Below are 22172 nucleotides of genomic sequence, written 5' to 3'. Positions count from 1 at the left end.
GAGCCTGCGCGTGTGGGTGAATTCGGCGAACTGACGCGGCTGGCCGCGACGCAGGGCGGGTTCGTGACGGCGGGGCAGGCGTTGCGCCTGGGCCTCGGCCGGGAGCAGATCCGGTACCTCGTCCGGTCCGGGCGATGGACCCGGGTCTCGCGCGGCTGCTACCTGCCGTCTCCCGCCGTGCTGACGCCTGTGGCACTACGACGTGCCATGATTCGCGCCACGGTCGCCAGCCTCGGGCGGGGCGCGGTCGCCGTGTTGGGTACCGCCGCCGAGCTGCACGGCATCGCCGGTCTCCCGCCGACGGCGGCGATCCACGTCTCGGTGCCGCCGGATCGGCCGCACGTGCAGCGCCGGGCGGAGCCGGGCCTGACGGTGCACCAGTTGACGCTCGCCGAAGCGGACGTGTGCCGGGCCGGCGGCGTACCGGTCACCACACCGGCGCGCACCGTCGCCGACGTGTTGCTGCGGGCGCGGCGCTATCCGGCGGTGTGCGTCCTCGACTCCGCGCTCAATCAGCGGATCCTGGCCGAGAACGACCTGTCCCTGGTGCTCACGCACCTCACCGGACGCCGTGGCGCGGCCGCCGCTCGGGGATACCTGGCCGAGGCGGACGGCCGGGCACAGTCACCGCTGGAGACCCGCGCCAGGCTCCGGTGCGTCGACGGTGGCGTGCCGCCGGACGTCCTGCAACTGCCGGTGCGGGACGAGGACGGTTACCTGCTCGGCGTCGGGGACCTGGCATGGCGCGGGGCGCGTCTGATCGCGGAGGCGGACGGCCGAGGCCCGCACCTGACGCCGCAGGCCGTCTACGCGGACCGGTTCCGGCAGAACCGCCTGGTCAACGCCGGCTGGCGGATCCTCCGCTTCACCTGGTCCGACACCCTGCGCCCCGACTACATCCCCCAGACGGTCAAGCACGCCCTGAAGCGCCGGTGATCAAGGAGTTTGCGGACCCGCACCGCTCAATCTGAGACGCAAACTCCTTGATCGACGGGAAGCGGTGGGGTGGTCAGTAGGATGCCGGTCGTGCGCGTACTTCTTGTGGGTGGTGGTGGGCGGGAGCACGCTCTCGCGCTCGGACTCGCCGGTGACCCGGCTGTCGAGGCGCTCGTCGCGGCTCCGGGGAATCCGGGGATCGCTGCGGTGGCCGAACTTCGGGAGGTGACACCCACCGACCCGGCAGCAGTGGCGGCCCTCGCCGTCGAGGTCGCTGCCGACCTGGTGGTCATCGGGCCGGAGGCGCCGCTGGTGGCGGGCGTCGCCGACGCGGTACGCGCCAAGGGCATCGCGGTGTTCGGCCCGAGCGCGGAGGCGGCCCGGCTGGAGGGCTCGAAGACGTTCGCGAAGGACGTGATGACCGCCGCGGCGGTGCCGACCGCCCGTGCGTACACCTGCGAGGACGCGGCGGCGGTGGGGCGCGCGCTGGACGAGTTCGGCGCGCCGTACGTGGTGAAGGACGACGGACTCGCCGCCGGCAAGGGTGTGGTGGTCACCGACGACCGGGCGGTCGCCGAGCGGCACGCCGCGGAGTGCGGCCGGGTGGTGATCGAGGAGTACCTGTCCGGTCCCGAGGTCTCCCTGTTCGTGGTCACCGACGGCGAGGCGGCGGTGCCGCTGCTGCCGGCGCAGGACTTCAAGCGGGTCGGCGACGGCGACACCGGGCCGAACACGGGCGGCATGGGCGCGTACGCGCCGCTGCCGTGGGCCCCGCCGAATCTGGTCGACGACGTGATGCGCGACGTGGTGCACCCGACGCTGGCGGAGCTGCGCCGCCGGGGCACCCCGTTCGCCGGCCTGCTCTACGTGGGCCTGGCGATCACCCCGTCCGGCCCGCGGGTGATCGAGTTCAACGCGCGCTTCGGCGACCCGGAGACGCAGGTCGTACTCGCCCTGCTGGAGACGCCGCTGGCCGGGCTGCTGCACGCCGCCGCCACCGGCACGCTCGGCGCGCACCCGCCGCTGCGCTGGCGCGACGGCGCGGCCGTGACGGTCGTGGTGGCGGCCGACGGCTATCCGGCGGGCCCGCGTACCGGTGACGTGATCACCGGCGCGGACCGCGCCGGAATCATCCACGCCGGCACCCGCCGGGACGCCGACGGCACGTTGCGCTCCGCGGGGGGCCGGGTCCTCTGCGGTACGGCGACCGGGCCGGACCTGGCCGCCGCGCGCGACGCCGCCTACGCCCTGGTACGCGACGTCGAGCTGGCCGGCTCCCACCACCGCACCGACATCGCGGCGGCAGCCGTGGACGGCCGGGTCACGATTCCGGGCTGACCGGCCCGGGGCGCCGGCCGGCCATCCGGTTGAGCACGTTCGCCGTGGCCCGCTCGATGCGCGGGTCGCGGTGCCCCTGCCGGTCCAGTGCCAGGGTCCAGCCGAGCGTGCCGCTGGCGAAGACGACAGCTCCGCGTGCCGTCTCGTGGACGTAGCTGCTCTGGAGCCGTCGGCCGCCCTGCTGGGCCGGGTACGGCGAGGAGCTGAGCGTGGTCCCGGCGGGCCGCGGGAGGGCCGCGTGCAGCCCGTCCGCCTCGCCCGCGACCACGCCCGGGATGCGGTCGCCGTCGGCCACGCCGGTGCCGGCCCACACCCAGTTGTCTGCGGCGCGCACCACGAGCGGCTGCGGGGTCAGCACGATGCCGTTGTACTGCACGCCGAGCAGCGCCTGTTCCGGCCGGTCGAGGTTGCGCCAGGTCACGGTCGGGTCGCCGGTGCCCGCGCCCGGGTCGGGAAGCGTCTTGGCGCACTCGACAAGCCGTTCGGGGCGGCCGTCGGCGGCGGCGCGTACGCGGGCGTGCCAGTAGACGCTGTTCGCGCCGAGGAACGCGAGGCTGGTGCCCCCGTCCAGGCCGACCTCGGTGGCGCGGCGCATCTCGGCCGACCAGTACTCGTCGTGCCCGCAGAACACCAGACCCCGGTACCGGGCCGGGTCGAGGCGCCCGGAGTGCAGGTCGAAGCTGGTGGCGTAGCTGACGTCGTAGAGGTTGCGTTCCAGCCACCGGATCGCGGCCTCGTCGCGGTCGAAGTGGGTGGGCAGGCCGGCGCCGGAGTACGGGCGGTCGAACGTGACAGCGCGTGCCCGCAGCGCCGGGTCGCGCCGCCCGTCGGCCCGGTAGCCGTTGTAGAGGCTCTTGCCGCTCCGCCGGTCGCGCGGCCACTGGTTGTACGCCTGCCAGGTGGTCGCCGGCAGCACCACGCAGAGCGCGGCCGGGCGCCGGTCGTCGCGTACCACGAACGGCGTGCAGGCCCGCCAGCCGTCGGCCGAGGTGAAGACCGCCTGGTAGAGGCCGGAGGTCCAGCCGTGCGGGACGGACAGGCGCCAGGACACCGGCCACCGGCAGTCGAGCACACCGGTGTCCGGGTCGGCCACCGGCACCGGCTGCGGTACGCCGCGCAGTTCGGGGCTGGTCAGCATCGTGCGGGCGCCCGCGCCGTCGTACCAGCCGAGGCGGTGCACGCTGATCCGGAACCGGCCGCCCGGGTTGACCGCGACGTGGAAGTCGATCTCCTCGCCGGGGGCGACGCTCGTCGTCGAGGCGTACCCCTGGATCTGGCGCCGCCGGTCGTCGGCGGCCCGGCCGCCGTGCTCGGGCCACCACGGCTCACCGGCGGCGCGGTTCTCCCGCTCGACGGGCGGGACCGGCCACCGGGTGGGTGAGTCGTCGGGCCGGCCGCCGAGGACCGGGTCGAACGGGCCGAGCGCGGCGGCGGACGCGCCGCCGACGAGGAGGCCGAGTGCGGTACGCCGCCGAAGCCTGTCCATTGTGGTGCTCCCCGTTTCCCCGTTCGATCGGGGGAGACCGTAGCACCGGAAGACGGCAGCCGTGTGACCGATGTGGATCAGTCGAAGTAGCGGCGCAGCTCCCGGGTGAGCACCTTGCCGGTGGCGTTGCGCGGCAGGTACTTGACGAACACCACGTCGCGGGGCACGGAGAAGCGGGCCAGGTAGCGCCGGACGTACTCGCGGACCGCCTCCGGGTCGAGCGTCTCGCCGGTGCGCAGCGCCAGGAACGCGGCCAGTCGCTGGCCGTAGTCGGGGTCCGGTACGCCGATCACGGCGACCTCGCGGACCTGCGGCAACCGGGCGATCAGATCCTCCACCTCGGACGGGAAGACGTTCTCGCCGCCCGAGACGATCATGTCGTCGGCCCGGCCGTCGACGAAGAGCAGACCGTCGGCGTTCAGCCGGCCCAGGTCGCCGGTGTCGAGCAGGCCGTCGCGGCTCTCCCGGCCGGCGCCCGAGGTGTAGCCCTCGAACAGCATCTCGTTGCCCACGAAGATCCGCCCGACCTCGCCGTCGCGGACCGGCCGGCCGGTCTGGTCCAGGATGGCCAGCCGGGTGCCGTGCGGCGGCCGGCCCGCGGTGGTGGGCGCGGCGCGCAGTTCGGCCGGGCCGGCAATGGAGGCCCAGGAGACCTCGGTCGAGCCGTAGAGGTTGTAGAGCACGTCACCGTACCGGTCCATGAATGCGGTGGCCAGGTTGCCGGGCAGCGCGGATCCGCTGACCGCGACCACCTTGAGCGGCGGCCGGGGCTGCGGCGGCGCGATCTCCATCAGCCGTTGCAGCATCACCGGTACGGCGAACATCGCGTCGCACGGTTGAGCGGCGAGCGCGGCGAGCGTGGCGGTCGGGTCGAAGCGGCGGTGCAGTACGACTGTGGCGCGCAGCGCGAACGACACCTGAAGTGCGGCGTACCCCCAGGTGTGGAAGATCGGCGCGGCGATCATCACCGTGTCCCGCGCGTGCAGCGGTATGCGGTCGATGATGGACACCAGCGGGCCGAAGCCGTGCGGGGTGGGCCGGCGGGCGCCCTTGGGCGCGCCGGTGGTGCCGGAGGTCAGCACGATGGTGCGGCCGTCGCGCTCCGGCGGCTGGAGCTTCTCGCCGGGTACGGCGGCGGCGATCAGCTCCTCCTGCCGCCGCTCGTCGACCCGGTGCAGCTCGGCCGGGAGGCCGAGGACGCGCTCGGTGAACTCGCCGTCGTGCACAAGGACGCGCAGGCCCTGTTCCTCGGCCACAGTCACCAGTTGAGCGGCGGACAGCCCGGTGTTGACCAGGACGGCGTCCGCGCCGAGCAGCATCGCTGCCACTATCGCCTCGATCAGGCCGTGGTGGTTGCGGCAGAGCACACCGACCCGGTCGCCGGTCTGCACGCCGAGGTGGGAGCGCAGCGACCGGGCCAGCCGCTCGGAGCGGTCGAGCAGTTCCTGGTACGTCATGGTGGCGCCCTGCTCGTCGACCACGGCGACACGGCCGGGGTCGCGGGCGGCGGCCTGGCGCAGCTCCCCGGCGAGGCTCCAGCCCCACCGGCGCAGCGCGTTGAGCTGGGAGACCACGCGGATCGGTCCGCCCGGGGCGAGCAGTCCACGTCGGGTCAGCGTGGCGGCGATGAACGGCAGGTCCACGGCGCAACTCCTTCGCGTTCGTGGTTCGTCGACCAGGCTCCGGACGGTCGGCCGTCCGGTTCGGCATGATCCTGCGCCCGATCGCGGTTCGGGTCGGCCCGGGAGCGGCGACCCGGCCCGCGACGGCGTGAGACGTCGTCACGGGCCGGGCCGCGGCCCGCCGGCGGTCAGCGGATCTGCATCCCGGAGATGGCCCGGGAGATGACCAGCCGCTGGATCTCGGAGGTGCCCTCGAAGATGGTGTAGATCTTGGCGTCGCGGTACCACCGCTCGACCGGGTGGTCGCGCAGGAAGCCGGCGCCGCCGAGGAGCTGGACCGCCTTGTCGGTCACCGAGACGGCCACCTCACCGGCCTTGAGCTTGGACATCGAGCCCTCGCCCGCGGTGAACGGCCGGTTGTTGCGGCCCATCCAGGAGGCGCGCCAGACCAGCAGCCGGGCCGCGTCGATCTCCATCTTCATGTCGGCGAGCGCGAACGCGACCGCCTGGTTGGAGATGATCGGCCGTCCGAACTGGACCCGCTCCTTGGCGTAGTCCAGGGCGTACTCGTAGGCGGCGCGGGCCACGCCGAGCGCCTGCGCGCCGACTGTCGGGCGGGACAGCTCGAACGTCCGCATCGCCGCCTGGCCGGAGGCGCGCTGCCCGGACCGGGCGCGGGCCAGACGCTCGTCGAGCGCGTCCTTGCCGCCGAGCAGGCAGCGGCCTGGCACCCGGACGTCGTCGAGGAAGACGTCCGCGGTGTGCGAGGCGCGCAGCCCGAGCTTGCGCAGCTTGCGGGTGGCGGTCAGACCGGGAGTGCCGGGGGGTACGACGAACGCGGCCTGGCCGCGCGAGCCCAGCTCGGGCTCGATCGAGGCGGTGACCACGTGCACCCCGGCGATGCCGCCGTTGGTGGCGTACGCCTTCTGCCCGTTGAGCACCCACTCGTCGGTGGCCTCGTCGTAGACGGCGCGGGTACGCATCGAGCCCACGTCGGATCCGGCCTCCGGCTCGCTCGTGCAGAACGCGGCGACGGCCGGGGAGTCGACGTCGCCGAAGCACTGCGGCACCCATTCGACGAGCTGCTCGGGGGTGCCGGCGCCGTAGATCGCGGCGACCGCGAGGGAGGTGCCGAAGATGCTCAGGCCGATGCCGGCGTCACCCCAGAAGAGTTCCTCGCTGGCGATCGGCAGGGAGAGGCCGGTGGGGTCGGCCCAGCAGGTGGCGAGGAACTCGAACCCGTACAGGCCGACCTTCGCGGCCTCCTGGATGATCGGCCAGGGAGTCTCCTCCCGGGCGTCCCACTCGGCCGCGGCCGGGCGCACGACCTCGGCGGCGAAGCCGTGCACCCAGTCGCGAAGGTCCCGCTGTTCCTCGTTCAGGTCGAGCGAGAACTCGGCCATGTCAGGCCTTGGGGATGTCGAACAGGTTGGCGATGTTGGCGGCCAGGCCCAGGTCGCCCTTGGCCTTCAGCTTGCCGGTCATGAACATCATCACCGGGTTGGCGCCACCGGAGACGATCTTCAGGAACTCGACCGGGCCCATGGTGAGGCTCAGCTTCGGGTCGCGGGTCGCGGTCTCCGAGACGGTGCAGGTGCCGTTCTCGATGACGATCTCGTAGGTGTCGGTGCCACCGTCCGGACGGCCGGTGATGTTCCAGTGGATGACCGCGTTGGTGGCACCGGCGCGGTCCGCGCGGAACAGCGTGGGCATCCGGTTGAAGACCTCGCTGAGGATCTTGCCGCGCGCCTCGCCGGACATGATCTCGTTGATCTTGGCGTCCGGCGTGGACTTGACCAGCTGCGCGAACTCCTTCGGGCCGACGTTCGCGAAGTTGGCCGGGTCGAAGTCAGTCATGGGGGATTGCACCTCTCGGGCGGGGCCACTTTGGTTACTCTGGCGTAACCTTACGCACGGGTAGGTATGCTCGCAAGGGTGTCCAGCACGCCGACCTTCAAGCGCCTCCCCCGCGCCGTACGCGAGCAGCAGATGCTCGACGCGGCGGTGAAGGTGTTCTCCCGCCGCGGCTTCCACGCCGCCAGCATGGACGAGATCGCCGACGACGCCGGCATCTCCAAGCCGATGGTGTACGCCTACCTCGGCACCAAGGAGGAACTCTTCATCGCCTGCCTGCACCGGGAGAGCACCCGGATGATGGAGGCGATCGCCGGTGCCGCCGCCCCCGACCTGCCCGCCGACGAGCGGCTCTGGCGCGGACTGCGCGCGTTCTTCGGCTTCGTCGGCGCGCACCGGGACGGCTGGGCGGTCCTCTACCGGCAGGCCCGCGGCTCCCAGCCGTTCGCCGCCGAACTCGCCGCCATGCGCGGCCGGCTGGTCGAGGTGGTCGCCGGCATGCTCGACCACGCGTTGCGCGCCTCCGGCCGCGAGGTCGGCGCCACCGACCTGGAGGTGGTCGCGTACGGGCTGGTCGGCGCCAGCGAGTCGCTCGCCGACTGGCTGGCCGACCACCCTGAGGCCGACGCCGGGAAGACAGCGACCCGGATGATGAACGTGGCCTGGCTCGGCGCCGACCAGCTCCTGCGCGGCGTCACCTGGCACCCGCCCGCCGCGGGGTAAGGAAGGGCCCCTTCTTAACGCCTGCGGTAGTACAAGGGCCCCTTGTTAACAGTCGCGCCGGGCGGCAGCCCGCCGGTGCGCCCGCCGCCGGCCCCAGCGGACGGCCTCGAACAGGCCGGTGACGGCCAGCGAGATGGCCACGCCGGCGAGCAGCCCGGACAGCGGGTTGTGCTCGAACGCCAGGCCGCCGAAGTAGCCGAGCAGCCCGCAGTAGATCCCCCAGGTGGTGCACGCCAGGCCGTCGTACAGCAGGAACGTGCGCGCGGGATAGCGGACCGCGCCCATGGTCAGCGTGACGGCGGTCCGGCCGCCGGGGACGTACCGGGCGGTGGTCAGGATCATCCCGCCGCGCCTGTCGACCGCCCGGCGGGCCCACTCCGAGCTGGCCCGCCGCCTGCTGTCCGCTGGGAAGCGGGCCAGCCGGTGCGCGCCGCCGCCGCGCCCGATCGCGTACGAGATGTGGTCGCCGGCGAGCGCGCCGAACGCGGCGGTCACGATCACCAGCACCAGGTTCGGTTCGCCGCCGGCCGCGAAGACCCCGGCGGTGATCACCACTGTCTCGCCCGGTACCGCCGGGAAGAACGCGTCGACGGCGGTGACCGCGATGATCACCAGGTACACCCACGGCGACGTCACCGTGTGGTGCAGCAGGTCGAGCACGTCCCCCATGCACCCATGCTCGGGGGTGCGGTGTTAAGCAGGGGCCCTTCCCATACAAAAGGCGTTAACAAGGGGCCCTTCCTTCTCCTCGGCCGTCGGCCCGCGCGACGTGAGCACCACCGGCGCGCCCAGCGCCTCCGAGACCGCAGCCGGCCAGTCGGCAGGCGACTCGTCCAGCACCGGCCGAGCCCGCATCAGCCGCTCGGTGAGCGCCGCCTGCCGGTCCAGGTCACCGGCCGGGCCGGGGACGAGCCGGTCCAGGCCCTCGTACCGGCGGCAGATCCGCAGCTCGGGCCGGGCCAGGTCGAGGTGGGTGAGCGCCAGCCCGTCCACGCCACCTGCCACCTCCAGCGCGTACCTGTGGGCGACCGCGTCGAAGTGCCCGAACCGGAACCGCCCCTGCCAGGGGTTCGTCCCGTTGTGCCGGTCGGTGAACGGCAGCGCCGCGTCCTCGGTGACCAGCGGCCCGGGACCGTGCCGGGTGGTGGTCGTGCGCAGCACGCCGAGCCGCTGCGCGGTCCCGGCCATGCCCGCCTCGGCGAGCAGCGTCTCGGCGTTGGCGAACGTCGTGGTGCTCCACGTCGTGTACGGGTGGAAGCCGTGCCACTCGTCCAGCAGCACCCCCTGCGCGCCCTCGAACACGCAGGTGCCCTCGCGCAGGGCACCTGCCAGCCAGGTCCGGTCGACGATTGCCGCCCGGCGCGCGAAGGCCGCGTACGCGGGCAGGCAGTCGTCCACCGGTGGCGCGTCGAGCGGGCCCAGCTCGGCGGTGAGCCGGTCCCGCAGCGCGGTCAGCCGCCGGCGCAGCACCGCCGGGCGGCGGCAGTCAGCCACCCGGGGTGCCTCGTCGGGGTGGGCGAGGCCGTACGCGACCGCCTCGCCCACCCCGAGCCCGCAGGAGCCGTGCCGGTCGGCTCCCCGGGCGATCTCCCGGGCGCGATTCGCGGCCCGGTGGTACGGGGTGGCGAGCAGCGCCTCCCCGTCCACAGTCAGACGGTCGAGCGCGTCGGGCACGCCGACCGACGCGAGGTGGTCGGCCTCGGCGGCCAGCGCCAGCGGGTCCACCACCACGTGCCGCGCCAGGTGCGTGCGTACCCCGGGACGGAACGTCCCGGCGCCGAACTGCGCGAACGTGTGGTGCCTCCCGTCGCGCAGGACGACGTTGTGCGCCGCCTGCGCGCCCCCGTTGAACCGGACCACCGTGTGGACCTGCCGGGTGGCGCAGAGCAGGTCCACCACTGTGCCCTTGCCGGCGTCGCCGTAGCCGAGGTCGACCACCATCACGTGGTTCACAGCCGGGTGACCCCGCTTCCGCCGTCGGCCGGGCTGAACGGCAGCGTCGCCACCGCGCGCCGGCCCGAGCCGACCTGGGCGAGGGCCTTCGAGACGGTCCGGGTGGCCGTCGAGCCGGCCCGGTCCAGGTCGCGCAGCCCGGCGTCGAGGTCGATGGCCTGCTCGCCGAGGCCGACGGTGAGCGCGATCGTCTCGCAGACCGCGTCCAGGTCGTCCAGCTCGACCGCGTTCTGCCCGAGCAGGCCGCGCCAGAAGTCCAGCACCTTGCGGTTGCCTGCGTAGTGGCTGCCGGCGGGCAGCAGGTAGTAGGTGTCCCAGCGCGCGGTCACCTCGTCCACCATCTGCCGGACCGGCATGTCCTCGCCCAGCCCGTCCCCGATCAGCCGGCTCACCTCAGCGGTCTTCACCGCCGGGTACGCCAGCTCGTCGCCGATGATGAACAGGTAGCCGCGCCGGCCACGCTTGTCCCAGCTGTCGGTGGCCGTGTGCCGGGCCATGAAGTAGAGCGCCAGCTCGTACGACTCCATCATCTGGCCGCCTCCGCCGCCCTCCAGCACGATCCGGCCGAGGTCGTCGTCCATCCGGTTGTCGGACTCGAACTGCCCGACCTGCAACGGCACCCGGTCGCAGGTGGCGTCGCCGATCGCGCCGAACATGACCTGTGGGTCCTTCGCGTACCCCTGGCGCAGCAGCAGGCCGAGCAGCTGCGGCAGCTTGCTCTGCAGCACCCGGGGCACGTGGCCCATCGAGCCGGTGACGTCGAACAGCACGGCGATCGGCGTCGACTGGGGGTGCTCGGCGGAGTCGCGGCTCTCCCGCAGCGCGTCGCGCGGGTCGAGCGCCGGGTGCACCTTGCGGGCGCCGCTGTCGCTGTAGGAGAACGCGCTCTTGCCGGTGCGGCGCCGGTAACGGTCGGCGGCGTCGTACACGTCGGTGGACCAGATTCCACTGCCCATGGCAGCCTCCCTACGGGTTGAGGGTGAAGGGTCGGAAGGTGCGCGGCCCGTACAGCCGGTGCAGCACCTCGTCCAGTTCGCGCAGCAGCCGCCAGGCGTCGTCCGGCCGGGTGGCGAGCGCGGTGCCCTGGCAGCCGTCGGCGAAGGCGCGCAGCTCGCGCGGCGCGCGGTCGCCCATCAGCCAGGTCATGCAGCGGGCGGCGAGCGCGATGTCGGTGCCCGGCCCGCACTGCCGCTTCGCGGCGACCTCCGGCGGATACCAGTCCTCGTGGCCGGGCACGAGCGCCGGCACGAGCCCGCCCGGCTCGGCCGAGAAGCACCAGTCGACGAGGACCAGGCCGTGTGCGTCCGGCTCGATCAGCACGTGCCGGGGCAGCACCGCGCCGTGCACGACGCCGGCCCGGTGGGCCAGGCCGAGCGCCACGAGCAGCCGCCGCCACATCCAGGCCGCGTCGCGCGGGTCCAGCCCGTCCGGGTACGCGCGGCGCACGTCGTCCAGGCTTCGCAGCCCGGGTACTGTCACCAGCTCGTTGACCTGCCGTTGCACGCCGGTCGACGGGTCACGCGCCGGGTAGGAGTCGACGAGCCGGGGCACGTACGCGAGGTGCTTGGCGTCGCCGCGCTCGGCGATCCGCCGCAACGCGCGTGCCTCGCGGGCCATCAGGTCGTTGTCGCCGGGGTGCCGGCACACCTTGGCCAGGTGATAAGAAGGGGCCCCTCCTCTACCGGAGGCGTTAACAGGGGGCCCTTCCTTCCGTTCGTGCAGGGTGGCGACGTCGCCGGTGTACGTGGGGGCGGGAGTACGCCACCGGGTGGTGACTGTGACGAGCGCGTCGGCCGCGGCGGCGCGTACCCCCGGGTCGGCCGCGCCCAGCCGGTCGGGGTGCAGCGCGCCGACCAGCTCGCGGTAGCGGCGGGCCGGCTCCTGCGTACCGAACAGGTCGGCGTCGGTGCGCGCGGCCGTGACCAGCCGGATCGCCTCCTCGGTCCTCACCGAACCGTCTCCTCCCGGGCGGGGCGCAGCAGCGCCGGGTGCAGCAGCCGGGCGTCTCCGGCGCGGTAGAGCTTGGCCCGGGGGCCGCCGCGTGCGCCGCCGCGTTCGGTGCTGGCGCCGGTGCTCTCCACGAAGCCGGGCACCGAGAGCACCTTGCGGTGGAAGTTGCCGGCGTGCAGCGGGTGGCCCCAGACCGTCTCGTAGACCTCCCGCAGCTCGGTGACTGTGAACTCGGGGGCGAGGAACCGGGTGGCGAGCGGCGTGTACTCCAGCTTGGAGCGGGCGCGCTCCAGACCGTCGTCGATGATCCGGCCGTGGTCGAAGGCGAGCTGCCGGCTGGTCAGCGCGGTGACCGGCAGCCAGATCGCCTCGTCGGCGTCGGTGTCGGCGACCGGGTCGGGCAGGTCGGGGGCGAACGCCAGGTGCGCGACCGAGACCACGCGCATGCGGGGGTCGCGGTCCGGGGCGCCGTAGCTGCCGAGCTGTTCCAGGTGCACCCGGCGCAGCCGCTCACCGCCCAGGCCGGTCTCCTCGGCCAGCTCGCGCCGGGCGCCCGCGGCGAGGTCCTCGTCCGGCTGGACGAAGCCGCCGGGCAGCGCCCAGTGCCCCTCGTAGGGCGGCGCGCCGCGGCGGATCAGCAGCAGGTGCAGCGCGCCCTCGCGGATGGTCAGGGCGACCACGTCGACGGTGACCGCGACCGCCGGGTAGTCCCGGGGGTCGTACCCGGCGAGGAACTCCTGCTCGTTCACGGCCACTCACTCTCTCAGGTTGAGAACAACTCAATCTGAGAACAACTTAGCGCCGAAAAGAGGGGACGGCAAGTCCCCTCTTTCGCTCAGCGCACCGAACCGACCAGATGCGGCCTTCCGTCCCGGGCGCTGTGCAGCGCGAAGTCCCAGCCCTCGCCGGTCGCCGAGGCACTGAACGCGACAGTGGACGGCAACGGCGCCGGCAGCTTGAACGACACGTCCACCGTGTACGCCTCGGGCAGCCGGGGTTCCAGCGCGGCCAGGCAGCGGGCCTTGCTCCACATGCCGTGCGCGATCGGGCGCGGGAAGCCGAACAGCCGCGCGCCCAGCTTCGAGGTGTGGATCGGGTTGTGGTCGCCGGAGACGCGCGCGTAGTCCGTACCCACCCGGGGCGTCACCCGCCACCGCGCCGAGGCGGCCGGCGGCGCCGGGCGGTCACCCCGGTCGCGCCGCGGGCCGCCGCCTGCGGCGCGCTCCTTCCCGAGGTACGTGGACACGCCGCGCCACACCTCCTCGCCGCCGATCGAGCCGACCAGCACCACGTCGAGCTGGCGGCCCCGCTCGTGCGGGCGCAGGTTCTCCGCGTACGTGTGGAAGTCGACGCTCTCGCCGACCTCGACCGGGCGGTGCACGGTGATCCGGTTGGCCACGTGCACCACGCCGGTGAGCGGGATGGGGAAGCCCGGACCCGTCATCAGCCGCAGCGACAGCGGGAATCCGAGCACGTGCAGATACGTCGCCGGCAGCCGGTCGGTCAGCCGGAACCCGCACACCCGGTCGTAGTCCGCCAGGTGCCGCTGATCCACAGCGACCCCCGAGACGCCCAGTTCAAGTCCCGGCACGTCCGCCCCGCGACGCCCCCCGACCCCCGGCACCACTCCCAGCAGCGCCCGCCGGTAGAGTGCCCCACTCGCAGGCAGCCGCGACAGTGCCACGCGTCGCCGCCCCTCCGACCCCGCCTCTTCCCTCTCCCCTTCACCCCGTCGATCATGAGGTTGGCTGCCTTGTGGATCTCCAGAAGTGCCGTCAACTTCATGATCGTCGGAGGAGGGGTGGGCCTGGGTGGGGTGGGACTGGGCCTGGGCGGCGGCTCGGGCTGCGGTCAGGTCCCGGGTGGGGCCCTCGATCAGGTCGTGCAGGCTCAGGTCGTCCTCGTGGTCCTTCGCCATCACGCCCCCAGCAGGCTCTGGCCGCAGACCCGGACCACGTTGCCGCTCACCGCGCCGGTCGCCGGCCAGGAGAGCCAGCCGATCGTCTCGGCCACGTCCACCGGCAGGCCGCCCTGGGCCATGCTGTTCATCCGCCGTCCCGCCTCGCGGATCGTCAGCGGGATGCGCGCGGTCAGCCGGGTCTCGATGAAGCCCGGCGCCACGGCGTTCAGGCTGATCCCGCGCCCGCGCAGCACCGGCGACAGCGAGTCGACCAGGCCGATCACGCCGGCCTTGCTCGTCGCGTAGTTGGTCTGCCCCCGGTTGCCGGCGATCCCGGCGATCGACGAGACCGACACGATCCGGCCGCCGGCCGGCATCAGGTCGCGTTCCAGCAGTACGTCGTTGATCCGCTCCTGGCTGGACAGGTTCACGTCGATCACCGAGTCCCACCGGTCGGCGTCCATCCGGCCCAGCGTCTTGTCCCGGGTGATGCCCGCGTTGTGCACCACCACGTCGACCCGGCCGTGCCGGGACGCCAGATGCTCCGCCAGCCGCGTCGGCGCATCAGGCGCGGTCAGGTCGAGCTGCACCGCGCTGCCGCCGATGTCGTTCGCGACAGCGGCCAGCTCGTCCCCGGCCGCCGGGATGTCGAGCGCCACCACCTGGGCGCCGTCGCGGGCCAGCACCTTCGCCAGCGCCGCGCCGATGCCCCGGGCCGCGCCGGTCACCAGCACCACCTGCCCGGAAAGCGGCCGGTCCCAGTCGGCCGGCGCGACGGCGGTGCCGGTGCCGACGCGGACGACCTGGCCCGAGACGTACGCGGACCGGCCGGAGAGCAGGAACCGGAGCGTGGACTCCAGGCTCACCGGGGTGCCGGCGTCACCCTCGCGTGTCACGTAGACGAGCTGGGCGGTCACGCCCCGGCCGAACTCCTTGCCGATGCTGCGGGTCAGGCCCTCCAGCGCACGCTGGGCGGTAGCCTCCCGGGGGGAGCCGCACTCGGCCGGCGGGGTGCCCAGCACGATCACTCGGCCGCTGGGCAGCAGCGAGCGGGCCTGCGGGTGGAAGAAGTCGTAGAGCTGGCGCAGCCCGGCGGAGTCGGTGATGCCGCTGGCGTCGTACACCAGGGCCGCGAAGCGGCGGTCGGCGTCGTGGGCGGCGACCGGGTCGGCCAGCTCGACCCCGGCGGCGGTCAGGATCTTGCCGGCCGGCTCGGCGATCCGGCCGCCGGCCGAGGAGCCGAGCAGGACCGGCCCGGGAACGAGCGGGTCGCCCGGCGTGTGCCGGCGCAGTCGGGGCGGGTCGGGCAGCCCGAGGCGCTTGACCAGCGCGCGACCGGCCCCCGTCTGGACGAAGCTCGCGTACCTGTCGGTCATAGGCGTAGCCTACTGGCGAGTAGGGTTCGGGCAACAGTTTCGAGGGAGGCCGATCGTGCAGAGTGTCCGGCGGGTCGCGGTCATCGGGGGCAACCGCATCCCCTTCGCCCGGTCCAACTCGCGCTACGCGCACGCGTCGAACGCGGACATGCTCGGTGCGGCGCTCGACGGGCTGATCGCCCGGTTCGGGCTGGCCGGCGAGCGGGTCGGCGAGATGGTGGCCGGCGCGGTGCTCAAGCACTCCCGCGACTTCAACCTCACCCGTGAGGTGGTGCTCGGCTCCCGGCTCGACCCGCACACCCCCGCGTACGACATCCAGCAGGCCTGCGGCACCGGGCTGGAAGCGGCCATCCTGGTCGCCAACAAGATCGCCCTCGGGCAGATCGAGGTCGGCATCGCCGGCGGCGTCGACACCACCTCGGACGCGCCGCTCGCCGTCAACGAGGACATGCGGCGCACCCTGATCCAGCTCAACTCGGCCCGTACGCTCGGCGAACGGCTCAAGATCGCGGCGAAGCTGCGCCCGCACCAGCCGTTCAAGCCGGAGATCCCGCGCAACGCCGAGCCGCGTACCGGGCTGTCAATGGGTGAGCACGCGGCCCGGACCGCGCTGCGCTGGAACGTCGACCGGACCGCGCAGGACGAACTCGCGCTGCGCTCGCACCAGCGGCTCGCGGCCGCGTACGACAAGGGGTTCTTCGACGACCTGATGACCCCCTACCTCGGGCTGACCCGCGACCAGAGCCTGCGCCCGGACACCAGCCTGGAGAAGCTCGGCTCGCTCAAGCCGGTCTTCGGCGCCTCCGGCGCGGACGCCGAGCGGGCCACCATGACCGCCGGCAACTCCTCGCCGCTCACCGACGGCGCGTCCACTGTGCTGCTCGCCTCCGAGGAGTGGGCCAAGGCGCACAACCTGCCGGTGCTCGCCTGGTCCTCCTGGTCGGAGGCCGCCGCCGTCGACTTCGTGCACGGCGACGAGGGCCTGCTGATGGCCCCCGCGTACGCGGTGCCCCGGATGCTGGCCCGCGCCGGGCTGAGCCTCCAGGACTTCGACTTCTACGAGATCCACGAGGCGTTCGCCTCCCAGGTGCTGGCCACCCTCGCCGCCTGGGAGTCGCCGGAGTTCTGCAAGGAGCGCCTCGGCCTGGACGCCCCGCTCGGCTCGATCGATCGGGACAAGCTCAACGTCAACGGCTCGTCGCTGGCGGCCGGGCACCCGTTCGCCGCCACCGGCGGCCGGATCGTCGCCACGCTGGCCAAGCTGCTGAATCAGAAGGGGAGCGGGCGCGGCCTGATCTCCATCTGCGCGGCCGGCGGGCAGGGCGTGACAGCGATCCTGGAGCGCTGACGAGGACGCCCGCCCGGTTCTGCGCCGGGCGGGCAACCCGCGTGCCGGCTCGTTCCGTCCCCTGGGCATGAGGGCGAGCGAGGGGTGGCACTTCGTGACCGGGCGCGACGAGGAGTTCCGCGACTACGTGACCGCCCGGCTGGAGCCGCTGCGCCGGACGGCGTACCTGCTCTGCCGGGACTGGCACACGGCGGACGACCTGGTGTCGATCACGTTGAGCAAGCTCTACCGCAACTGGCGGCGGGCGCTCGGCGCGGACAACCTCGACGCGTACGTCCGAGGGATGCTCACCAACGCGTGGCTGGACGAGCGGCGCCGGCCGTGGCGGCGGGAGCGCAGCACCGACGAGGTGCCGGACCGGGCCGACCTGGCAGCCGGGGAGCCGTCGGTCGGTGAGCGGGAGATGCTGCTGGAGCTGCTGGGCCGGCTCGCGCCGCGCCGACGGGCGGTGGTGGTGCTCCGCTTCTACTGCGACCTGTCGGTCGAGGAGACCGCGCAGATCCTGGGTGTCAGCACCGGAACCGTGAAGAGTCAGGCCGCCCGTGCGCTGGAGACGCTGCGGCTGCTCGCCTCGCACCATTCGGCAGCGGAGAGCGGGAGGCAGAGATGACGTACCGGCAGATCTTCGACGAGGCGATCGGCGATGCGCCGCCGACGACGGTGGACGTGGACGCCCTGGTGGCGCGGGAGGGCCGGCGTCGGCGGCGAACGGTGGGGGCGTACGCCTCGGCGACCGCGGTGCTGGCACTGGCGCTCGGCGTCGGCGTGGTCGTGCAGCCGGGGGCGTCCGGTGGTCCGGCGCCCACCCACTCGGCCGCGTCCGCCGCCGCACGGACCGAGCCGGAGCGCCTGCGCGCGGCGATGCTCGCCGCGTTCCACCGGGAGGCGCCGGACCTGCGGTGGGTGCAGGGCGCGTCGACCGGGGACCGCGAGACCTGGGACGGCCCGGTCACCGACGAGCCGCCGTGGTCGGTGCAGCGGTTGCAGTGGGAGTCCGCGACCGGCTGGTTGGCTGTGGGTGTCGCCGCTCGGGGCGAGGTCCGGTCGTACCTGAACATCAACGTGGGCCGGGTACGCCCCGGCCACACGTCGGGCCCGGACCGGTGCCGCCCCGGCGAGGTCACGTGCCGGTCCTTCACCGGCCCCGGGGGCGAGCTGGTGGTGGCGCACGACGCGGAGGGCAGGAACGTGGCGGGGCCGGTGACCAAGCGCACGGTCCTGCGTACCGTGACCGTCAAGCGGGCCGACGGCGCGTTCGTGTCGGTGCAGACGGTCTCGTCCACCGACCGGCACCTGATGACAGTCGAGGAGATGGCAGCGGTCGCGCTGGACCCGGAGATCCGGCTGGGCTGACGGTGTGTCCCGGTCCGGCCCGCCCACAGGCCGGACCGGGTACCGGCGTCGCCGGGACCGGCCCGGGCCTCATGAAAGACTGAGGTACGTGACGACGATCCCGAACGTGCTCGCCAACCGGTACGCCTCGCCCGAACTGGTCGCCCTCTGGTCACCGGAGGAGAAGGTCCGGATGGAGCGCCGGCTCTGGCTGGCGGTGCTCAAGGCCCAGCGTGATCTCGGCGTGCCGGTGCCGGACGGGGTGGTCGAGGCGTACGAGCGGGTGGTCGACCAGGTCGACCTGGCCTCGATCGCGGCGCGGGAGCGGGTCACCCGGCACGACGTGAAGGCCCGGATCGAGGAGTTCAGCGCGCTCGCCGGGCACGAGCACGTGCACAAGGGGATGACCTCCCGCGACCTCACCGAGAACGTCGAGCAGCTCCAGATCCGCGCCTCGCTGGAGCTGATCCGGGACCGGGTGGTCGCCACGCTGGCCCGGCTGGGCTGGCACGCGGGGGAGTACTCGGCCCTGGTGATGACCGGCCGGTCGCACAACGTCGCCGCGCAGGCCACCACGCTCGGCAAGCGCTTCGCGTCGGCCGCCGAGGAGCTGCTGATCGCGTACGAGCGGCTGGAGGATCTGATCGGCTGGTTCCCGCTGCGGGGGATCAAGGGGCCGGTGGGCACCGCCGCCGACCAGCTCGACCTGTTCGACGGCGACGCCGGCAAGGTGGCCGAGCTGGAGCGCCGGGTGGCCGAGCACCTGGGGTTCAGCCGGGTGCTGGACAGCGTCGGCCAGGTCTACCCGCGTTCGATCGACATGGCGGTCGTCGCCGCGCTGGCCCAGGTGGCCGCCGCGCCGTCGTCGCTGGCGACCACGATCCGGCTGATGGTCGGGCAGGAGCTGGTCACTGAGGGCTTCAAGCCGGGCCAGGTCGGCTCCAGCGCGATGCCGCACAAGATGAACACGCGCTCGTCGGAGCGGGTGAACGGCTTCGCGGTGATCATCCGGGGCTACCTGTCGATGGTCGGCGAGCTGGCCGGTGACCAGTGGAACGAGGGTGACGTCTCCTGCTCGGTGGTGCGCCGGGTAGCGCTGCCTGATGCGTTCTTCGCCGCCGACGGGCTGTTCCAGACGTTCCTCACCGTGCTGGACGAGTTCGGCCCGTACCCGGCGGTGATCAACCGGGAGTTGGAGCGCTTCCTGCCGTTCCTCGCCACCACGAAGATCCTGGTGGCGGCCGTGCGCCGGGGTGTGGGCCGGGAGGTCGCGCACGAGGTGATCAAGGAGCACGCGGTCGCCGTGGCGCTGGCGATGCGGGAGAAGGGCGCGGCCGAGAACGACCTGTTCGACCGCCTGGCCGCCGACGGCCGGCTGGGCCTGACCCGGGCCGAGATCGACACGCTGGTGGCCGACCGCAACGCCTTCGTAGGCGCCGCCACCGACCAGGTCGCCCGCGTGACCGCAAGAATCACCAGGGTCGTGGAGTCCCACCCCCAGGCGGCGGCCTACTCCCCGCCCCCCATCCTCTGACGGCCCTGTTCTTCTGGTCGATCATGAAGTTGGCGGCACTCAAGGAGATCATTCCTGCCGTCAACTTCATGATCGACGCGGCAGGACCAGGCGGTCAGGGGCCGGTGGGGGTTTCGGCCGCGGAACTCAGGTTGGGGGCGCTCGCGGGCTCGGCGATGCCGCCGGGCGCGGAGGCGATCTCCGGCTCGTGAGCGGTCTCGGCCGCGATCGCCGGCTGGTCCGGCGGCATGACGTCCGGCATCTTCGGCGCGACGATCACCGCCGTGCCGTACGCGCAGATCTCCATCCACATCTCGCCGCAGTCGCGGCTGTCGAAGCGCATGCCGATCACCGCGTTCGCGCCCAGGCGGCGCGCCTCCTCGCCGAGGCGGGCCACCGAGTCGGTACGCCACCGGGTCAGGTTGTCCGGCGCCATCGGGTCGTAGGCGCCACCGCGCAGGTTCTTGACCCCCTCGCGATACGGGTTGCGGGTCCTCGCCATCGAGGAGACCACTTCGCCGAGGATCTGGCGGATCTCGTAGCCGGGCAGTTGATCCGTCGTCACGACCAGCACGCTTCCGATGCTGTCAGTCCCCGGCCGGGTGGTTCGCGAGCCGTGTTCAGCTGATCGGATGCTGAAAAACGGCGCGGCGCGGACGGCCGGGCCGCACCCGACCGATCCGCGCCGCATCGGCATCAACCGTCAGACACCGGCCGTCGAGGTGATCCAGGCCCGGTTGTACGCAACACTGCCGTAGTTCTGGATGCTCTGGCCGTCGGCGGTGGAGGCGACGCCGACCTGTCGGCCGTTGTAGAACTGCGGGCCGCCCGAGTCGCCCCGCCACGCGTTGCCGTTGACCCGGGTGCTCCGGATCGCCTGGCCGCCGTACGCGTCGGTGACGCTGGTGCTGGTCACCCGGACGCTGGCGGTCTTGAGCTGGGGCGACGCGCCGCAGCCGCTGTAGCAGGTCATGCCCCAGCCGTAGATGGTGTTGGTCGAGCCGACCGGCGGGTTGCTGCTGGCCAGCGAGACGGCGGAGGTGCTGACCGTGCTGGACAGGCGCAGCAGGGCCAGGTCGTAGCGGGTGTAGGAGGCGCTCACGGTGCGGGTGACGCCGCCCGAGGCGTAGTAGACGCTGCCAACCCGGACGGACATGGTGCCGCTGACGCAGTGCCGGGCGGTGAGCACCCACTGGGGCGCGATGACGCTGCCGGAGCAGGTGAACGAGCCGTTGCTGAAGACGGCGGCGGCCCACGGCGCCGACGAGACGGTGCCGCCGCCGATGATCGGCTGGGGGCCGGCCGGCGCGGCGGTGGCGCCGGAGGCGGTGGCCAGGACGCCGGCCAGCGCGGTGGTCAGCACGGCGAGCAGGGGACGGAGGCGCATGTCGGGGCTCCTTCTGCGCGGACGCCCGGGGTTGCCGGGCAGGGGGTGACACCCGCCGGATGGGGTGGGCCGGCGAGGGACGTCGATCTAACTCATCGACATCTGACGATGCATGCTACGGCCGTGACACCCTCTGTCACAAGGTGCGGATCGAATCGCGCCGATGGCGTGACGCGCGCCGCGTGCCGCGCGGGCGCGCTGTCGGATACCGGTCGAAGGTGGGGTGTTTCGCGGCAGAATGCCTGGTAGGAGGTGGTGCCAGGGGGCGTCCACAAGCACGGAGCGCAACGAATTCGCATCGGCGCCGCAACGAACGGGCAACGGTGCCCGTCCGGTGCCGCCGGTGGGGCCGATCAGTGCCGGAACTGCCCCCGGCCGGTGCGGGCCGGGCGGTATCTGCCAGGTAGGCTGGCTCCGCTCGCCCGATTGTTGGGCCGGCACCCAACTGCGTACACAGTCAGGAGTGCCCAGTGCCTCGCGTCGTAGTCGACGTCATGCTCAAGCCCGAGATCCTCGATCCGCAGGGCCAGGCCGTCGCAAACGCGCTGCCCCGCCTCGGCGTCAGTGACGTCGCCTCGGTTCGGATCGGCAGGCGGATCGAGATCGAGTTCACCGGCGAACCGGACCTGGACCGGGCCCGGGAGATCGCCGACAAGCTGCTGGCCAACCCGGTCATCGAGGACTTCACAGTCCGCGTGGTCACCGCCGACGAGACCGCGGGCGCGCAGTCGTGACCGCCCGGGTCGGTGTGGTCACCTTCCCCGGCTCGCTCGACGACGGGGACGCGGCCCGGGCCGTACGGATCGCCGGCGCCGAGGCGGTCCGGCTCTGGCACGGCGACCCGGACCTGCACGGGGTGGACGCTGTCGTCCTGCCCGGCGGCTTCTCCTACGGCGACTACCTGCGCTGCGGCGCCATCGCCCGGTTCGCACCGGTGATGGAGACGATCGTCCAGGCCGCGCGCGGTGGCCTGCCGGTGCTCGGCATCTGCAACGGCTTCCAGATCCTCTGCGAGGCCCATCTGCTGCCCGGGGCGCTCACCCGCAACCAGCACCTGCACTTCCGCAACCGGGACCAGGTCCTGCGGATCGAGAGCACCGGCACCGCCTGGACGAACACGTTCCAGCCGGGCCAGGAGGTGCTCGTCCCGGTCAAGAACGGCGAGGGCTGCTACGTCGCCGACCCCGCGACGCTCGATCGGCTGGAGGGCGAGGGCCGCGTCGTCGCCCGCTACGTCGGCGGCAACCCCAACGGATCGCAGCGCGACATCGCCGCGATCACCAACGAGGCCGGCAACGTCGTCGGCATCATGCCGCACCCCGAGCACGCGGTGGAGGCGCTCACCGGCCCCTCCCTGGACGGCCTCGGCTTCTTCACCTCGGTGCTCAAGCATCTGGTGGGAGCGCCGGCGTGATGGTGGCCGGGAACATCGGTCGGCCCACCCGCCGCACCGG

Annotated in this window: 22 protein-coding genes; 9 read left to right on the top strand and 13 right to left on the bottom strand. The window is 73.1% G+C overall.

Annotated features, from left to right (window positions below; translation table 11 throughout):
* The first annotated feature begins 12 nt into the window (after positions 1–12).
* Positions 13–936, top strand: a complete 924-nt coding sequence (locus FHX31_RS29150; RefSeq protein WP_184977519.1) for a type IV toxin-antitoxin system AbiEi family antitoxin domain-containing protein — start codon at positions 13–15, stop codon at positions 934–936.
* Positions 937–1026: 90 nt separating this feature from the next.
* Complete coding sequence (gene purD, locus FHX31_RS29145; RefSeq protein ID WP_091332073.1) at positions 1027–2274, top strand: phosphoribosylamine--glycine ligase; 1248 nt, start codon at positions 1027–1029, stop codon at positions 2272–2274.
* Here purD and FHX31_RS29140 read toward each other — a convergent pair.
* The 4 genes from FHX31_RS29140 to FHX31_RS29125 form a co-directional block, all read right to left on the bottom strand.
* Positions 2258–3760: a N,N-dimethylformamidase beta subunit family domain-containing protein gene (locus FHX31_RS29140; protein WP_184977518.1), complete on the bottom strand. Its 1503-nt coding sequence runs from the start codon at positions 3758–3760 to the stop codon at positions 2258–2260. The two genes, purD and FHX31_RS29140, sit on opposite strands and share 17 nt — an antisense overlap.
* A 77-nt stretch (positions 3761–3837) precedes the next feature.
* Complete coding sequence (locus tag FHX31_RS29135) at positions 3838–5403, bottom strand: AMP-binding protein (protein WP_091330459.1); 1566 nt, start codon at positions 5401–5403, stop codon at positions 3838–3840.
* Between the two features lie 167 nt (positions 5404–5570).
* The gene (locus tag FHX31_RS29130) at positions 5571–6785 is read right to left on the bottom strand and encodes an acyl-CoA dehydrogenase family protein (protein WP_013283404.1); all 1215 of its coding nucleotides are present in this window, start codon (positions 6783–6785) and stop codon (positions 5571–5573) included.
* A gap of 1 nt (position 6786) precedes the next feature.
* Positions 6787–7239 (bottom strand): SCP2 sterol-binding domain-containing protein, encoded by a 453-nt coding sequence (locus tag FHX31_RS29125; protein ID WP_013283405.1) that lies wholly within the window; start codon positions 7237–7239, stop codon positions 6787–6789.
* Positions 7240–7317: 78 nt separating this feature from the next.
* Here FHX31_RS29125 and FHX31_RS29120 point away from each other — a divergent pair, with 78 nt between their 5' ends.
* Positions 7318–7959: a TetR/AcrR family transcriptional regulator gene (locus FHX31_RS29120; RefSeq protein ID WP_030273380.1), complete on the top strand. Its 642-nt coding sequence runs from the start codon at positions 7318–7320 to the stop codon at positions 7957–7959.
* Between the two features lie 45 nt (positions 7960–8004).
* On the opposite strand, the gene FHX31_RS29115 is transcribed toward FHX31_RS29120, so the two are convergent.
* The 7 genes from FHX31_RS29115 to FHX31_RS29085 all read right to left on the bottom strand — a co-directional run bounded on the left by FHX31_RS29115 (position 8005) and on the right by FHX31_RS29085 (position 15138).
* Positions 8005–8628, bottom strand: coding sequence for a DedA family protein (locus tag FHX31_RS29115; RefSeq protein ID WP_030273382.1), 624 nt, complete (start codon positions 8626–8628; stop codon positions 8005–8007).
* Positions 8629–8652: 24 nt separating this feature from the next.
* Positions 8653–9912, bottom strand: a complete 1260-nt coding sequence (locus tag FHX31_RS29110) for an adenylosuccinate synthetase (protein WP_184977517.1) — start codon at positions 9910–9912, stop codon at positions 8653–8655.
* Positions 9909–10868 carry a hypothetical protein gene (locus FHX31_RS29105; RefSeq protein WP_013283409.1) on the bottom strand — a complete coding sequence of 320 codons (960 nt, stop codon included), beginning with the start codon at positions 10866–10868 and terminating at the stop codon, positions 9909–9911. Before FHX31_RS29105 ends, FHX31_RS29110 begins: the two co-directional genes overlap by 4 nt.
* Before the next feature lie 10 nt (positions 10869–10878).
* Positions 10879–11862 carry a BUD32 family EKC/KEOPS complex subunit gene (locus FHX31_RS29100; protein ID WP_184977516.1) on the bottom strand — a complete coding sequence of 328 codons (984 nt, stop codon included), beginning with the start codon at positions 11860–11862 and terminating at the stop codon, positions 10879–10881.
* Positions 11859–12617, bottom strand: coding sequence for an NUDIX hydrolase (locus FHX31_RS29095; RefSeq protein WP_013283411.1), 759 nt, complete (start codon positions 12615–12617; stop codon positions 11859–11861). Before FHX31_RS29095 ends, FHX31_RS29100 begins: the two co-directional genes overlap by 4 nt.
* An 80-nt stretch (positions 12618–12697) precedes the next feature.
* Positions 12698–13780 carry a MaoC/PaaZ C-terminal domain-containing protein gene (locus tag FHX31_RS29090; protein ID WP_402882092.1) on the bottom strand — a complete coding sequence of 361 codons (1083 nt, stop codon included), beginning with the start codon at positions 13778–13780 and terminating at the stop codon, positions 12698–12700.
* A complete protein-coding gene (locus FHX31_RS29085; protein WP_013473434.1) occupies positions 13780–15138 on the bottom strand; it encodes a 3-oxoacyl-ACP reductase in 1359 nt (452 codons plus the stop codon). Before FHX31_RS29085 ends, FHX31_RS29090 begins: the two co-directional genes overlap by 1 nt.
* A gap of 55 nt (positions 15139–15193) precedes the next feature.
* Between FHX31_RS29085 and FHX31_RS29080 the strand changes: the two genes are divergently transcribed.
* From FHX31_RS29080 to purB, 4 genes are all read left to right on the top strand, one after another.
* Positions 15194–16486: an acetyl-CoA C-acetyltransferase gene (locus FHX31_RS29080; RefSeq protein ID WP_184977514.1), complete on the top strand. Its 1293-nt coding sequence runs from the start codon at positions 15194–15196 to the stop codon at positions 16484–16486.
* A 94-nt stretch (positions 16487–16580) separates the two neighbouring features.
* Positions 16581–17096, top strand: coding sequence for a SigE family RNA polymerase sigma factor (locus FHX31_RS29075; RefSeq protein ID WP_013283415.1), 516 nt, complete (start codon positions 16581–16583; stop codon positions 17094–17096).
* Complete coding sequence (locus FHX31_RS29070; RefSeq protein WP_114919238.1) at positions 17093–17839, top strand: hypothetical protein; 747 nt, start codon at positions 17093–17095, stop codon at positions 17837–17839. The genes FHX31_RS29075 and FHX31_RS29070 overlap by 4 nt, the downstream gene beginning before the upstream one ends.
* 88 nt (positions 17840–17927) lie before the next feature.
* Positions 17928–19352 carry an adenylosuccinate lyase gene (gene purB, locus FHX31_RS29065; protein ID WP_184977512.1) on the top strand — a complete coding sequence of 475 codons (1425 nt, stop codon included), beginning with the start codon at positions 17928–17930 and terminating at the stop codon, positions 19350–19352.
* Positions 19353–19446: 94 nt separating this feature from the next.
* Here purB and FHX31_RS29060 read toward each other — a convergent pair whose 3' ends face one another.
* Together FHX31_RS29060 and FHX31_RS29055 are read right to left on the bottom strand one after the other, a co-directional pair.
* Positions 19447–20022, bottom strand: a complete 576-nt coding sequence (locus tag FHX31_RS29060) for a YbjQ family protein (RefSeq protein ID WP_174361687.1) — start codon at positions 20020–20022, stop codon at positions 19447–19449.
* 12 nt (positions 20023–20034) lie between these two features.
* Positions 20035–20718 carry a S1 family peptidase gene (locus tag FHX31_RS29055; protein WP_013473438.1) on the bottom strand — a complete coding sequence of 228 codons (684 nt, stop codon included), beginning with the start codon at positions 20716–20718 and terminating at the stop codon, positions 20035–20037.
* A 470-nt stretch (positions 20719–21188) separates the two neighbouring features.
* Between FHX31_RS29055 and purS the strand changes: the two genes are divergently transcribed.
* Positions 21189–21452 carry a phosphoribosylformylglycinamidine synthase subunit PurS gene (gene purS / locus FHX31_RS29050; RefSeq protein ID WP_013473439.1) on the top strand — a complete coding sequence of 88 codons (264 nt, stop codon included), beginning with the start codon at positions 21189–21191 and terminating at the stop codon, positions 21450–21452.
* Positions 21449–22132, top strand: coding sequence for a phosphoribosylformylglycinamidine synthase subunit PurQ (gene purQ / locus FHX31_RS29045; protein ID WP_030273403.1), 684 nt, complete (start codon positions 21449–21451; stop codon positions 22130–22132). The genes purS and purQ overlap by 4 nt, the downstream gene beginning before the upstream one ends.
* Positions 22133–22172: the final 40 nt, after the last annotated feature.

The organism is Micromonospora sp. CNZ286 (genome assembly GCF_014207755.1).
Note: the sequence above shows the minus strand (reverse complement) of the source record. Positions and strands in the feature narration are given on the sequence as shown.